This is a genomic window from Vogesella perlucida (assembly GCF_979366545.1).
Genome location: NZ_CEETRO010000004.1, coordinates 144,539 through 157,618 on the forward strand (window position 1 = coordinate 144,539; position 13,080 = coordinate 157,618).

Below are 13,080 nucleotides of genomic sequence, written 5' to 3' on the forward strand. Positions count from 1 at the left end.
AATTGGGTGTTTCCGCATTGCGGAAAACCCCAATAGCCCCGCCTGGCGGGGTGTCAGGCTTGCCCTGTCGGGCCGGAGGGTATCCTGTCAACAGCAAGACTGCGGATGCAAGGGCTTACGTGGAAGCGGCCCGGCTTGGCCGGGGCCGGTAAAACCTTGAAGGATACTTTGTCAGCAGTCCGAGGCGGGTTCTGGCAAGCCCAGTGCGCCGGCAATGCGCTGGCGTGACGTTTCGGATAGCGCAAAGCGGGTTTGCTCTGCAGTGGTGCCCTGCGGGATGGGCTCGGCGTAGTGCAGCTCTACCACCATGGCGCGGGTACGCAGAATCTGGCGCAGGCTTTGCCAGAAGGTGGTATCGCCAGCGTAGGCGGCGGCATCGCAAAACTGCCCGCTCGGGGTGGTAAAGCGTATGGCGACCGGCTGCACAGTGGCGCCGGCCAGGCGGGCAGCCTCGAACAGTGACGCCTTGAACGGCAACATGCTGCGCCCATCCGAGGTGGTGGCTTCGGGAAACACCGCCATGCAGCCACCATCCTGTAGCGCTTTCGCCAGCTGCTGGTTAACGCGGCTGGCATCGCGGCGATTGGCGCGGTCGATAAACAGCGTGCCGGCGTTTTTGACCAGAAAGCCCGCTACCGGCCAGTCGCGCAGCTCTTTCTTGGCCACAAAGCGCGATACCGTCACGCTGTTCAGCGCAAAAATATCCAGCCACGACACATGGTTGGCCACCACCAGGGTGTGGGCCGGGTACACGCCAGGCGGCGTACCGCTAACTTTGACCTTGATGGCCAGGATGTGCAGCAGCTGGCGCGACCAGCGCTGGGTAATCACCGCGCGGGCGGGTTGGGATAGCCGGGGGTAACGGGTGCCCACGGCAACAACGCCGCGGAACACATGCAGGGCCAGGCGCGCCAGGCGGAGCGCGCGAACGGGTAGGGCGGTAGGGGCGTGCACGTATGGGTCCGTGTCAGAGGGGTTGGCAATGCGGGCAGAAGCAGCTGCTGCGCTGCCCTTGGCGTAGCTCGCCAATCAGCGAGCCGCAATCATGACACGTCAGGCCGGCTCTGCCATAGACCTTGTAGCTTTGCTGGAAGTAACCCGGCTTGCCCTTGGCATCCATGAAGTCGCGCAGGCTGCTGCCACCGGCGTCGATGGCGCGGGCCAGTACCTGCTTGATCTGCATAGCCAGGCTCTGGCATTCCTCGCGGCTCAGGCTGTTGGCCGCACGCGCCGGGTGGATGCCGGCGTAGAACAGCGACTCGTTGGCGTAGATATTGCCCACGCCCACCACCACGTGATTGTCCATGATCACCAGCTTGATGGCGCTGCCCTTGCGGCGGGTAGCCTCGTACAGCACCGTGCCGTCAAAGGCATCCGACAGCGGCTCCGGCCCCATGCTGGCCAGCAGCGGGTGGGCCATGGCCGGCCCCTGCTGCCACAGCATGGCGCCAAAGCGGCGCGGGTCGCGGTAGCGCAGAACTGTTTGCCCCAGGTCGATGTCTACATGATCGTGCTTTTCCGGCGTGGTGCCGGGTGGCACAAAGCGCAGGCTGCCGGACATGCCCAGGTGCACGATCAGCGTGCCGTGGTCAAAATCGATCAGCAGGTATTTGGCGCGTCGGCTCACGCTGCGCACCGTGCGCCCGGCCAGCAGCGCGGGCAGCTCCGGCGGAATCGGCCAGCGCAGCCGTGGCTCGCGTATCACTACCGCGCGCAGCGTGGCGCCGGCGAGCTGCGGGCTGATGCCGCGACAGGTGGTTTCGACTTCTGGCAATTCGGGCATGAATGACTGTCCTTGCGCGCTGCATGAATAAACTGGATGGCGTGGTATTCTACCTGCCTGAATCGATGTCTGGGCCCAGCATGAACGCACTTCTGAGACTAGTAGCCGTACTCACGCCGCTGGCACTGGCTGCCTGCGCCTCGCAAGCCCCCCTGCAACTCGCGGCTAGCCAGCCTGCCGCCGTAGCGCCGGTAGCCGAGCAGGACGACGAACCCAAAGCCCTGGCCGACGCCGACAACCCGGCCATCCCCAAGCTGCAGCTGCAGCCGGAATGGCTGTACGGCATCCTGCTGGCTGAAATCTCTGCCCAGCGCGGCGGCGCCGCCCAGGCGGCTGACACCTATCTGAGCCTGGCCCGTACCACCCAGGACCCGCGCCTGGCCCGCCGCGCCTCCGAATTTGCCCTGTTTGCCGGGCAGATCAATACCGCCAGCGCCGCGCTGAGCCTGTGGCTGGCGCTGGACCCGGCGGACGAAGTGGCCCGTGAGCAGTTTTTTATCACCCTGCTGCGCAGCGGCAAGCTGGCTGAAAGCCGCGGTCTGCTGGAAAGCATGCTGGCGCAGCAGCCCAAGCGTGCTGGCGCCATTTTTGTACAGCTGGCCAGGTTGGCCGCACGCCAGACCGATAAAGCCGGTACCGAACAGCTGGTCAATGAGCTGGCCGCACGCTACCCCGACTTGCCCGAAGCGCGCTTTGCCCACCTGGCGGTTGCCGCCGAGGCCGGCAAGCAAGATGCGGTAGACGCCGAGCTGGCGCGTCTGGCACAGATTGCCCCGCAGTGGGATCTGCCGGTGATGTGGCAGCTGGAGCGCCTGCGCCGCCAGAGCCCGGCCGCGGCGATTGATTTTCTCAAAGCCGAGCTGGCCCGCCGCCCGCAAGCCAGCGTCGAGCTGTGCATGAACTACATCCGCCTGCTGGCCGGTGAAAAGCGCTACGCCGAAGCCGAAACCTACGCGCAGACCCTGTTGCCACGCTATGGCCAGCACCCCGGCGTGCTGCACCTGGCCGGCTTGCTGGCGTTTCAGAATGGCAAGCTGGAGCAGGCACGGCAATATCTGGAAGCCGCGCTGAGCGCCGGTTTCAACGACCCGAACGAGCTGCGCTATGTACTGGGTCAGCTGGCAGAAGAACGTAAACAGCCCGCCCAGGCCCAAAGCTGGTATGCGCAGGTAAGTGCGGGCGACAACCTGCTGCCAGCCCGCGTGCGCCTGGCGCAGCTGCAATCGGAAGCCGGGCAGTGGCAGCAAGCAATCGATAGCCTGGCCCCGCTGGCAGCCAACCCGCAAAACACCGTGCGCATCAGCCTGGCGCAGGCGCGCATGGCCAAAGATGCCAAACAGCCGGAACAGGCCGTCGCGCTACTGGATGCGGCATTGAAGATACTGCCTGGCCAGGCTGACGTGCTGTACGAGCGCGCATTGCTGCTGGAATCGCTGGGCAGGGTAGCGGATGCCGAGCAAGACCTGCGCACTATCCTGAAAGCCCGCCCGGACGACGCGCAGGCACTGAACGCGCTGGGCTATATTCTGGCCAACCAGGGGCGCCAGCTCAAAGAGGCGCAGGGGTATATCGAGCAAGCGCTGAAAGCCGAGCCGGATAACGCCATGGTGCTCGACAGCCTGGGTTGGGTACTGTTCCGCCAAGGCCATGCCCAGCAAGCACTGAAACCGCTGCAGGATTCCTATGCCCGCCTGCCGGATGCCGAAGTGGCCGCCCACCTGGGCGAGGTGCTGTGGAGCCTGGGGCGCAAGGACGAAGCCCGTGCCATTTGGGAAAAAGCCCGCCAGAGCAGCCCTGACCACCCGATTCTTACCGAAACCCTGAACAGACTGAAACCATGAAGTATCAGTATGGCTGGCTAGTCGCCGGCCTTCTTCTGCTGGCCGGTTGCGCCAGCACCCCGGAAGTCAACAGCAGCATGCAAGCCCCTGCGGCCAACCTGCGGGATGAACCTTTTGAAACCAGTGGCCGTCTGGCGGTGAACTATCAGGGTAAAGGTGAAGTAGCCAGCTTTGACTGGCAGCACGCGCCCGGCGGCGACCAGCTGGATGTAAAAACCCCCATCGGCACCACGGTTGCCAGCCTCACGCGTACGGCGCAGGGGGTAACACTGAAAGCCAATGGCCGCGAACAACACGCCGCCGACGTAGAAACGCTGACCGAAGCCACCCTGGGTTGGCCGCTGCCGCTGTCCAACCTGGCCTGGTGGGTGCGTGGCCATGCCGCACCCGGCTGGCCCGCCCGTTATGCAGACGACGGCCGCCTGCAGCAGCAAGGCTGGCTGATTCGCAATACCCGTGACGCCGACACCCAGCTGCCCCGCAGGCTGGAGCTGGAGCGCGAAGGCATGAGCATCCGCCTGGTTTTTTCCCGCTGGCAATGGCAGCCGGCACCGCAACCCTGAGTCATCATGCAAGCCCAGACCTTTCATACCTTTCCCGCACCCGCCAAGCTCAACCTGACGCTGCTGATTACCGGCAAGCGTGAAGACGGCTACCATCTGCTGGATACCGATTTCCGTTTCATTGACCTGTGTGACACCATCGACATTGCCGTGCGCGACGATGGCGTGATCGAGCTGCTTAACCCCATGCCCGATGTGCCGACCGACAGCGACCTCACCGTACGGGCCGCCCGCTTGCTGCAGCAAGCCAGCGGCAGCCCGCTGGGTGCCACGCTGCGTGTCCACAAGCGCATCCCGATGGGCGGAGGCCTGGGTGGGGGCTCATCCGATGCGGCCACGGTGCTGCTGGCACTAAACCGCCTGTGGGGCTGCGGCCTGAGCCGCGAAGCGCTGATGCAGCTGGGTGTACAGCTGGGTGCCGATGTGCCGGTATTCATTTTTGGCAAAAACGCCCGCGCTACCGGTATTGGCGAACAGCTCACCGAGTTGGCACTACCGGATGCCTGGTATGTGGTATGCAAACCACCTGTTCACGTGGCGACCGGGCCGGTATTCCAAGAATTTTCACAAAGGTTGTTGACAGGCAAAGCTTCGTTCTCCATAATGCGAAGCCTGTCTGGCGCGACGCAAAAACAAAACGATTTGCAGCCAGTCGTAGCAGAAATATATCCAGCGGTAAAACAGGTTTTGAATCGTTTAAGTGAATACGGTTCGCCGCTGATGACAGGTTCAGGAGCATGTGTGTTTCTGGAGCTGGCAAATGAAGATCAAGCAAATAAAGTATTCCACTCTTTGTCTGGTGAAATGACTGTGTATGTTGCTAAGGGGTTAAAAGCGCATCCGGTTGCAGACGGGGAATAGCAAGGATACTGGGGAGTCGCCAAGTTGGTTAAGGCACCGGATTTTGATTCCGGCATGCGAAGGTTCGAATCCTTCCTCCTCAGCCATTATCCTGCATAACAAAGAATACTGGGGAGTCGCCAAGTTGGTTAAGGCACCGGATTTTGATTCCGGCATGCGAAGGTTCGAATCCTTCCTCCTCAGCCAAGCTTCCAGAGTGAAGTGAGAAAAAGAGCGTGTAAGTATTTCTTACACGCTTTTTCTTTATCTACCGATCCTAAGGCATTCCAGTTATGGCGGCATACGACAGTTTGATGGTCTTCACCGGGACAGCGAACCCGGAACTTGCACAAAACGTGGTGAAACACCTCGATATTTCCCTCGGCCGTGCCGATGTGGGCAAGTTCAGTGATGGTGAAGTGGCAGTAGAGTTGCTGGAAAACGTGCGCGGTCGCGACGTATTCATCCTGCAGCCGACCTGTGCCCCAACCAACGATAACCTGATGGAAATCCTGACCATGGCCGACGCGCTCAAGCGCGCCTCTGCCGGCCGGATTACTGCGGCGATTCCGTACTTCGGTTACGCCCGTCAGGATCGTCGCCCGCGTTCCGCCCGTGTACCGATTACCGCCAAGCTGGTGGCCAACATGCTGACTAGTGCCGGTGTAGACCGTGTACTGACCGTCGACCTGCACGCCGACCAGATCCAGGGCTTTTTCGACATGCCGGTGGACAACGTTTACGCTACCCCGGTACTGCTGAAAGACATTCGCAGCCAGCGTTTTGACGACCTGATCGTGGTCAGCCCGGACGTGGGCGGCGTGGTACGTGCCCGTGCCGTGGCCAAGGCGCTGAATACCGATCTGGCCATCATCGACAAGCGTCGCCCGAAAGCCAACGTGGCCGAGGTGATGAACATCATCGGTGAAGTGCAAGGCCGTACCTGCCTGATCGTGGACGACATGATCGACACCGCCAATACCCTGTGCAAGGCTGCTTCCGCCCTGAAAGAGCGTGGCGCCCAGCGTGTACTGGCTTACGCTTCCCACGCCGTGTTCTCCGGGCAGGCTGTGGATCGCATCAATAATTCGGACATCGACGAAGTTGTCATCACCGATACCATTCCGCTGTCGGCCCAGGCCAAACAGTGCAGCCGCATCCGCGTGGTATCCATTGGTGGCCTGATCGCAGAAACCCTGCGTCGCATCAACAACGAAGAATCGGTGTCCTACCTCTTCAATGAGGATCTGGTTTCGTCGGGCGCCTGCCTGCCGTAAACGTTCAGCCCGCTGGTCGCGGTGGGCTGGAGACTTAAATGAAGCTGAAAAGCTAACTGGAGTATTTCACATGGCAATCGAAGTTATCGCTACCAAGCGCGTACAAGAAGGTACTGGTGCGAGCCGCCGCCTGCGTATCGCTGGTCAGACCCCGGCTGTTGTATACGGCGCTGGTAAAGACGCTGTATCCATCACCCTGGATCACAACACTATGTACTACGCGCTGAAAAACGAAGCGTTCCACAATGAAGTACTGGAACTGGTTATCGACGGTCAGAAAGAGCAAGTAAAAATCGCTGCTTTCCAGATGCACCCGTTCAAGCAACTGGTTCTGCACATCGACTTCGCTCGCGTGTAATAGATTAAGCCGTGCCGCCTGGCGGTAACGGTACTGGGCTCGTTGCGGCTAAACCTGCAGCGGGCCTTTTTCATGGAATACAGGAAATGACAGCCATCCGTCTGGTGGTCGGCCTGGGCAACCCCGGCGCCGAATACGAAAAAACCCGTCACAACGCCGGCTTCTGGCTGGTGGACGAGCTGGCCTGGCAGCACAAGGCCGCTTTGCGTGCCGAAGGCAAATACTTTGGCGAAGTGGCCCGCGCGGTACTGCCCGGCGGCGACCTGTGGCTGCTCAAACCCATGACCTACATGAACCTGTCCGGCCAGGCCGTGGGCGCACTGGCACGCTTTTACAAGATCGCGCCAGAGGAAATCCTGGTGGTGCACGACGAGCTGGACCTGCCGCCCGGCGCCGCACGTTTCAAGCAGGGCGGGGGACATGGCGGCCACAACGGGCTGAAAGACATCATTGCCAAGCTCGGCTCGCCCAACTTCTGGCGCCTGCGAATCGGCATTGGCCACCCGGGCGACCGCAACGAAGTGGCCAACTTCGTGCTGAAAAAAGCCCGCGCCGAAGAGCAGCAAGCCATCGACGACGCTATCGCCAAGGCCATGCAGGTCATGGCGCAAGCCATCGCCGGCGACATGCCTGCCGCCATGAAAACGCTACACACCGCCGCCAAGTAAAGCGCGGCCAAGGTTGGCCGCAAGCGGCCGGAAACAAAGAACACGGCACCGGGTGATACAATCACGCGGTGTATGCCTGCCCCGGTGGCAGGCCGGATATTTCGAGGAATCACCATGAGTCTGAAATGCGGTATTGTCGGCCTGCCCAACGTAGGCAAATCCACCCTGTTTAACGCGCTGACCAAAGCCGGTATCGAAGCGGCCAACTACCCGTTCTGCACCATCGAGCCGAACGTGGGCATCGTGGAAGTGCCGGATCCGCGCCTGCAGCAGCTGGCCGCCATCATCAACCCGCAGAAAATCCAGCCTGCCATCGTCGAGTTTGTCGACATCGCCGGCCTGGTAGCGGGCGCCTCTAAAGGTGAAGGCCTGGGTAACAAGTTCTTGGCCAATATCCGCGAAACCGACGCCATCGTGAACGTGGTGCGTTGCTTTGACGACGACAATATCGTGCACGTGGCCGGTAAGGTCGACCCGATCTCCGATATCGAAACCATCGGCACCGAGCTGGCACTGGCCGACCTGGCCTCGGTCGAAAAAGCCATCGCCCGTGACGGCAAAAAAGCCAAATCCGGCGATAAGGACGCGCAGAAGCTGGTAGCCGTGCTGGAAAAAGTGCTGCCGCACCTGAACGAAGGCAAACCGCTGCGCAGCTTCAAGCTGGACGACGAAGACAAGGCGCTGCTGAAGCCGCTGTGTCTGCTCACCATCAAGCCGGCCATGTACGTGGCCAACGTGGCTGAAGACGGCTTCCAGAACAACCCGCATCTGGACAAGCTCACCGCCCTGGCCGCTGCCGAAGGCGCGCCGGTCGTGGCGCTGTGTGCCGCTATCGAGAGCGAAATTGCCGACCTGGACGACGCGGATAAAGCCGAATTCCTGGCTGAAATGGGCCTGGAAGAGCCTGGCCTGGACCGCCTGATCCGCACTGGCTACAAGCTGCTGGGCCTGCAAACCTACTTTACTGCTGGCGTGAAAGAAGTCCGCGCCTGGACCATCCGTGTTGGCGATACCGCTCCGCAAGCCGCCGGCGTGATCCATACCGACTTCGAGCGTGGCTTCATCCGCGCACAAACCATCGCCTTCAATGACTTCATCACCCTGGGTGGCGAAGCCAAGGCCAAGGAAGCCGGCAAGATGCGTGCAGAAGGCAAAGAATACGTGGTGCAAGACGGTGACGTGCTGAACTTCCTGTTCAACGTGTAAGCACTGTCCGCCCCTTCAAGACCGGCCTGTTGGCCGGTTTTTTCATTTACTTATCGGTAATTGTTCCAAGCGAATGCTGGAGTCAAAAAGTCGGGTTTGTTATAGTTCGTTTCATTGTATTGATTGCTAAATCAATAGCCATAAGGAATAAAATCATGAAAAAAACCCTGTTCGCTCTGACACTGATCGGCTTTGCGGCCAACGTTTACGCTGCAGACCTGCTGGATACCGTACAGCAACGCGGCACGCTGAAAATCGCGCTGGAAGGCACCTACCCGCCATTCAACTTCAAGGACAAAGACCAGAAGCTGACCGGCTTTGAAGTGGAACTGGGCAATGCGCTGGCACAAAAGCTGAAGTTGAAGCCGGAGTTCACCACCGGTGAATGGAGCGGCCTGCTGGCTGGTCTGCAGGGCGGCAAGTTCGACGTGGTGCTGAACCAGGTGTCGATTACCGACAAGCGCAAGGAAGTGTTCGACTTCTCGCAGCCGTACACCATTTCCAGCGCACAGCTGATCGTACGCAAGGACGAAAAACGCAGCTTCAAGAGTCTGGCCGACCTGGCCGGCAAGAAAATGGGCGTGACCCAGGGCAGCAACTACGCCGACATGGTGAAAGCGCAGGGTGGTATCGAGTCCAAGTTCTACCCGTCCGCCGCGGAAATTTTCCAGGATCTGGCGCTGGGCCGTGTGGATGCGGCAGTGAACGACAGCCTGCTGATTCCGTTTGCGCTGAAAGAAGCCAAGCTGCCGCTGAAAGCCGGTGCGCCGGTAGGTGGCACCACGCAGATGGGCATCCCGTTTGCCAAAGGTAACCCCAAGTTCAAGGCCGCCATCGACAATGCCCTTAACGCGCTGCACAAAGACGGCTCGTTCAAGAAAATTTCGGTGAAGTGGTTCGGTATTGATGTATCGAAAGCACCAGCTGCGCGATAATCCTGCAGCTTGAATATCACGCCCCTGCCGTGTGCGGGGGCGTTTGTGTTTTGGAGAGCGAAAATGGAATGGTTGAGTCTGGCGCAAGAGGCGCTGCCCGTGCTGCTAAAAGGGGCTGGGCTAACGGTGTTCTTTGCCCTTAGCGCCATGGTGCTGGGTTTGACATTGGGCTTTGTGGTGGCCATGGTGCGCCTGGCTCGCGTGCCGCTGCTGGCACCGCTGGTAGCGTTTTACGTGAGCGCTATGCGCGGTACGCCGCTGCTGGTGCAGATTTTTGTCATCTATTATGGCCTGCCGTCGGTAGGTATCGAATTCGAGCCGGTCACCGCTGGCGTACTGGCCTTGACGCTAAACGTGGCGGCTTACCTGTCGGAAAGCCTGCGCGGTGCCATTGCCGGGGTGGATAAGGGGCAGTGGGACGCGGCGCAGTCGCTGGGCCTGAGCTGGTGGCAGAGCATGCGGCATATCATTGCACCACAAGGCATACGCCTAGCGGTGCCCAGCCTGGCCAACAGCCTGATTTCGCTGATCAAGGACACCTCGCTGGTGTCGGTCATTACCGTGTCCGAGCTGATGATGGCCACCAAAGACATGATCGCGCAGACCTTCCAGCCGCTGCCGCTGTACCTGATGGCCGCGGCGATCTACTGGGTGCTGAGCGCGCTGTTCGAGCGCGTACAAAAGCGCGTGGAGCAACATTACGCCAAAGCTTACCAACGTTAAGCCTGTACGCAGCCTGCGTGCGCTGCGCGTGCAGGCTGGCAGACAGATACCGGCCAGGGTTGGCCGCAAGGGAAACAGACCATGAAATTTGCTACCAAGGCCATACACGCCGGGTTTGACTGCCACCAGCACAACCGTGCGCTGATGCCGCCCATTTACCAGACCTCGGCCTTTGCGCACGATGCGGTAGGCGAGCAGCTGGATTTTGCCTACGCCCGTACCGGCACACCAACGCGGGCGGCGCTGGAGGCCAACCTGGCGGCGCTCGAAGAAGCACAGCACGGCCTGGCCTTCGCCAGCGGCATGGCCGCGGTGGACGCCGTGCTGCGCGCCACGCTGCAGCCGGGTGATGAAGTGATTGCGGTAGCCGACCTGTACGGCGGCGCCTACCGCATTCTGGACAAGGTCATGCAGCCGCTGGGCATCAAGGTGACCTTTGCCGACCTGAGCGATGCGGCCAACCTGCAGGCGGCGATCAGCCCGCAAACCCGTCTGGTGTGGCTGGAAACTCCCACCAACCCGCTGCTGAACCTGGTAGACGTGGCGGCGTTGTCGGCCATTGCCCACGCGCACGGTGCCAAGGTGGCCGTAGACAACACCTTTGCCACGCCTTACCTGCAAAACCCGCTGCAGCAAGGTGCCGATATCGTGGTGCACTCGGCCACCAAATACTTGGGTGGCCATTCCGATGTACTGTTGGGCTTGGTGGCGGTGAACGACGAGGCGCTGTTCAAGGCGATCAAGTTTATCCAGAACGCTGCCGGTGCCGTGCCCGGCCCGCAAGACTGCTTCCTGACCCTGCGCGGCATCAAGACGCTGGCACTGCGTATGGAGCGCCATTGCGATAACGCCGAGCGTGTTGCGGCCTATTTGCAGCAGCACCCGGCGATCGAAAAAGTCTTCTTCCCCGGCCTGGTCGATCACCCGGGCCACGCGTTGGCCAAACGCCAAATGCGCCGTTTTGGTGGCATCGTCACCGTGTACCTGAGAGACAACAGCCGTGAAGCTGCCAGCTGCGTGGCCAGCCGTTTGCAGCTGTTCATGCTGGCCGAGTCACTGGGCGGGGTCGAATCGCTGGTAAACCATAGCTACACCATGTCGCACGGTGGTATGCCGCCCGAGCAGAAGGCGGCGCTGGGTATTCGTGAAGGGCAGCTGCGCCTGTCCATCGGTATTGAGGATATTGACGACATCCTGGCCGACCTGGCGCAGGCGTTGGCGTAAGCAATAAGTAATTTGGCTTAAATGCCGCCTTGATTCAATAATGAATAAATATTGAACAGGGCGGCAAGGCCATGAAGCGTGTATGGCAGAGGTGGGTATTGGCGGCATGGTTGCCGATGCAGCTGGCGTGTGCCACCAGCTTGCCTGGCATGGTGGTGGTGACTGAAGACGCCCCGCCTTTCACGTATTGGGTGAACGGCGAGCTGGCAGGCCCGGCTTTGCCCTTTATCGATAAACTCATGCAGGCTGCGGGCCTACCCTATACCCACCGTGTCTACCCGTGGGCGCGCAGCATGGCGCTGGCCCAGCATGCACCCAATGTGCTGATTTACGCTTTGGCACGCACGCCGGAGCGCGAGCACCGCTTTCACTGGATCGGTGAACTGGTGGACCTGCCTGTCCACCTTTATGGCATGGCGGGCCGCCAGAACCTGCAGGTGGTGTCTCTGGCGCAAGCCCGGCAGCTGCGTATCGGCGTCATCAATAAGGATGTGCGGCTGGACTGGTTCAAGGCCAACGGTTTTACCGAGCTGACGCCCAGCTCGGAGGGCGGGCTCGACCTGTCCGAGAATCACGACGTGAACATGCTCAAACTGCGCAGGGGCATGGTCGATGCGGTACCGGTCAGCCGTATTGCCCTGCAAACCTATTGCCGCCAGCAAAAGCTGGACTGTGGCCAGTTCCGGCAGCTGTATCCGTTACCGATGACGCTGTCGCTATATCTGGCCGCCAGCAAAAAGACCCCCTACGAGCATGTGAATACCCTGCGCTATCACTACCGCAAGCTGGTGCAAAACGGTACTCACCATCAGGCATTTGCACGGCTGGTGGAAGATTAAGAGGGTTCAACCGCAACAGCGTGCGTATCACTCTGTGCCCTGCGCATCGTGCCCCAGATAGTTTTGCAGAATCTGCCCGGCTTCTCCCTGTGCATTCAGTCGGCTAAAGGCTTGCTGTAGTGCTTGTCGTTGCGCCGTGGGATAGTCCCGGTGGCACGCCAGCCAGGAATCGGCTTCGCCCAGTGTCGCCACAGCCTTCAGCGGGAAACCCACCAGCCGGGCTTCGTAGCGTGCCACCACATCGTGGACTGCCCAGTAGTCAGCCTGGCCCAGCTGCAACAGGCGCAGGCCATCATTCACCACATTGGTGGTGCTGTAAGGTAGCCGTAGTTGCTGCAGACGGATTTCTGCCGATGAGCCTGCCAGTACGGTAATGCGTGCATCGGCGGCCGCTTGGGGGCTAGCCAGGCGGGCATTGCCCGCCCAGCCGTACAGGCGGACTTGCCCGGGGAGAATCAGCCCCACCCACTGGTACTGCTTTTCTCGCGCAGGCAGGCGGCTTAGCGGGAAAACACAGGCATTGCGCTGCTGGCTAGCCATGAGCTGGGCGCGCCGCCAGGGCAGGGTGCTGATCTCTGCTTTCATGCCGGCCAGGCTGGCGGCGCGTTGTACCATCTCGTCGGCTACGCCGGGTTTCTGCCCGGCAGCGTTGCCCATGTGCAAGGGTGGGTATAGCACGCTATAGGCTTGTAGCACGGCTTGGGCTTGGGCGGGTGGGGCGCAGAACAGCAAGAGGGTCAGCAGGCGAATCAGCATCTAGCGTAGGGCCGGGGTCAATAAAACCGGGGAAAATAAAAAAGCGCGCAGGCCTAAGCCTGCACGC

14 protein-coding genes and 2 tRNA genes are annotated in these 13,080 nt (G+C 60.9%); 13 read left to right on the top strand and 3 right to left on the bottom strand.

Features of this window, described 5'->3' with window-relative positions; translation table 11 throughout:
- Positions 1-171 precede the first annotated feature (171 nt).
- Both ACZ9XP_RS07335 and mutM read right to left on the bottom strand, forming a co-directional pair.
- A complete protein-coding gene (locus tag ACZ9XP_RS07335) occupies positions 172-954 on the bottom strand; it encodes a lysophospholipid acyltransferase family protein (RefSeq protein WP_465188222.1) in 783 nt (260 codons plus the stop codon).
- A 13-nt stretch (positions 955-967) separates the two neighbouring features.
- Complete coding sequence (gene mutM, locus ACZ9XP_RS07340) at positions 968-1,783, bottom strand: bifunctional DNA-formamidopyrimidine glycosylase/DNA-(apurinic or apyrimidinic site) lyase (protein ID WP_147688673.1); 816 nt, start codon at positions 1,781-1,783, stop codon at positions 968-970.
- An 80-nt stretch (positions 1,784-1,863) separates the two neighbouring features.
- On the opposite strand from mutM, the gene ACZ9XP_RS07345 reads away from it, so the two are divergent.
- The 13 genes from ACZ9XP_RS07345 (at position 1,864) to ACZ9XP_RS07405 (ending at position 12,257) form a co-directional block, all read left to right on the top strand.
- Positions 1,864-3,624: a tetratricopeptide repeat protein gene (locus ACZ9XP_RS07345; RefSeq protein ID WP_147688675.1), complete on the top strand. Its 1,761-nt coding sequence runs from the start codon at positions 1,864-1,866 to the stop codon at positions 3,622-3,624.
- Positions 3,621-4,187, top strand: a complete 567-nt coding sequence (lolB, locus tag ACZ9XP_RS07350) for a lipoprotein insertase outer membrane protein LolB (protein WP_147688677.1) — start codon at positions 3,621-3,623, stop codon at positions 4,185-4,187. Before ACZ9XP_RS07345 ends, lolB begins: the two co-directional genes overlap by 4 nt.
- Positions 4,188-4,193: 6 nt before the next feature.
- On the top strand, positions 4,194-5,048 hold the full coding sequence (ispE, locus tag ACZ9XP_RS07355; RefSeq protein ID WP_147688679.1) for a 4-(cytidine 5'-diphospho)-2-C-methyl-D-erythritol kinase: 855 nt from the start codon (positions 4,194-4,196) through the stop codon (positions 5,046-5,048).
- Between the two features lie 9 nt (positions 5,049-5,057).
- A tRNA-Gln gene (locus ACZ9XP_RS07360) sits at positions 5,058-5,134 on the top strand.
- A 23-nt stretch (positions 5,135-5,157) separates the two neighbouring features.
- Positions 5,158-5,234: transfer RNA gene (locus tag ACZ9XP_RS07365), tRNA-Gln, on the top strand.
- An 86-nt stretch (positions 5,235-5,320) separates the two neighbouring features.
- On the top strand, positions 5,321-6,304 hold the full coding sequence (locus ACZ9XP_RS07370) for a ribose-phosphate pyrophosphokinase (RefSeq protein WP_147682527.1): 984 nt from the start codon (positions 5,321-5,323) through the stop codon (positions 6,302-6,304).
- A gap of 70 nt (positions 6,305-6,374) precedes the next feature.
- The gene (gene rplY, locus ACZ9XP_RS07375) at positions 6,375-6,662 is read left to right on the top strand and encodes a 50S ribosomal protein L25 (RefSeq protein ID WP_017508751.1); all 288 of its coding nucleotides are present in this window, start codon (positions 6,375-6,377) and stop codon (positions 6,660-6,662) included.
- Positions 6,663-6,748: 86 nt separating this feature from the next.
- Positions 6,749-7,330, top strand: a complete 582-nt coding sequence (gene pth, locus ACZ9XP_RS07380; protein WP_147682528.1) for an aminoacyl-tRNA hydrolase — start codon at positions 6,749-6,751, stop codon at positions 7,328-7,330.
- Positions 7,331-7,444: 114 nt separating this feature from the next.
- Entirely contained in the window at positions 7,445-8,536 is a 1,092-nt protein-coding gene (ychF, locus tag ACZ9XP_RS07385) for a redox-regulated ATPase YchF (protein ID WP_147682529.1), read from the top strand.
- Between the two features lie 155 nt (positions 8,537-8,691).
- A complete protein-coding gene (locus tag ACZ9XP_RS07390) occupies positions 8,692-9,471 on the top strand; it encodes a transporter substrate-binding domain-containing protein (RefSeq protein WP_147682530.1) in 780 nt (259 codons plus the stop codon).
- A 63-nt stretch (positions 9,472-9,534) separates the two neighbouring features.
- Positions 9,535-10,194: an amino acid ABC transporter permease gene (locus ACZ9XP_RS07395; protein ID WP_147682531.1), complete on the top strand. Its 660-nt coding sequence runs from the start codon at positions 9,535-9,537 to the stop codon at positions 10,192-10,194.
- An 81-nt stretch (positions 10,195-10,275) separates the two neighbouring features.
- Entirely contained in the window at positions 10,276-11,418 is a 1,143-nt protein-coding gene (locus tag ACZ9XP_RS07400) for a trans-sulfuration enzyme family protein (RefSeq protein WP_147682532.1), read from the top strand.
- Positions 11,419-11,489: 71 nt separating this feature from the next.
- On the top strand, positions 11,490-12,257 hold the full coding sequence (locus tag ACZ9XP_RS07405) for a type 2 periplasmic-binding domain-containing protein (protein ID WP_147682533.1): 768 nt from the start codon (positions 11,490-11,492) through the stop codon (positions 12,255-12,257).
- 27 nt (positions 12,258-12,284) lie between these two features.
- Here the strand turns inward: ACZ9XP_RS07405 and ACZ9XP_RS07410 are convergent, their stop codons facing one another.
- Positions 12,285-13,013, bottom strand: coding sequence for a substrate-binding periplasmic protein (locus ACZ9XP_RS07410; protein WP_147682534.1), 729 nt, complete (start codon positions 13,011-13,013; stop codon positions 12,285-12,287).
- Positions 13,014-13,080: the final 67 nt, after the last annotated feature.

Bases quoted from the DNA above. Each gene is read 5' to 3' on its own strand.
- mutM (WP_147688673.1), bottom strand. From the start codon at position 1,783: ATGCCCGAATTGCCAGAAGTCGAAACCACCTGTCGCGGCATCAGCCCG.
- ACZ9XP_RS07345 (WP_147688675.1), top strand. From the start codon at position 1,864: ATGAACGCACTTCTGAGACTAGTAGCCGTACTCACGCCGCTGGCACTG.
- lolB (WP_147688677.1), top strand. From the start codon at position 3,621: ATGAAGTATCAGTATGGCTGGCTAGTCGCCGGCCTTCTTCTGCTGGCC.
- ispE (WP_147688679.1), top strand. From the start codon at position 4,194: ATGCAAGCCCAGACCTTTCATACCTTTCCCGCACCCGCCAAGCTCAAC.
- ACZ9XP_RS07370 (WP_147682527.1), top strand. From the start codon at position 5,321: ATGGCGGCATACGACAGTTTGATGGTCTTCACCGGGACAGCGAACCCG.
- rplY (WP_017508751.1), top strand. From the start codon at position 6,375: ATGGCAATCGAAGTTATCGCTACCAAGCGCGTACAAGAAGGTACTGGT.
- pth (WP_147682528.1), top strand. From the start codon at position 6,749: ATGACAGCCATCCGTCTGGTGGTCGGCCTGGGCAACCCCGGCGCCGAA.
- ychF (WP_147682529.1), top strand. From the start codon at position 7,445: ATGAGTCTGAAATGCGGTATTGTCGGCCTGCCCAACGTAGGCAAATCC.
- ACZ9XP_RS07390 (WP_147682530.1), top strand. From the start codon at position 8,692: ATGAAAAAAACCCTGTTCGCTCTGACACTGATCGGCTTTGCGGCCAAC.
- ACZ9XP_RS07395 (WP_147682531.1), top strand. From the start codon at position 9,535: ATGGAATGGTTGAGTCTGGCGCAAGAGGCGCTGCCCGTGCTGCTAAAA.
- ACZ9XP_RS07400 (WP_147682532.1), top strand. From the start codon at position 10,276: ATGAAATTTGCTACCAAGGCCATACACGCCGGGTTTGACTGCCACCAG.
- ACZ9XP_RS07405 (WP_147682533.1), top strand. From the start codon at position 11,490: ATGAAGCGTGTATGGCAGAGGTGGGTATTGGCGGCATGGTTGCCGATG.
- ACZ9XP_RS07410 (WP_147682534.1), bottom strand. From the start codon at position 13,013: ATGCTGATTCGCCTGCTGACCCTCTTGCTGTTCTGCGCCCCACCCGCC.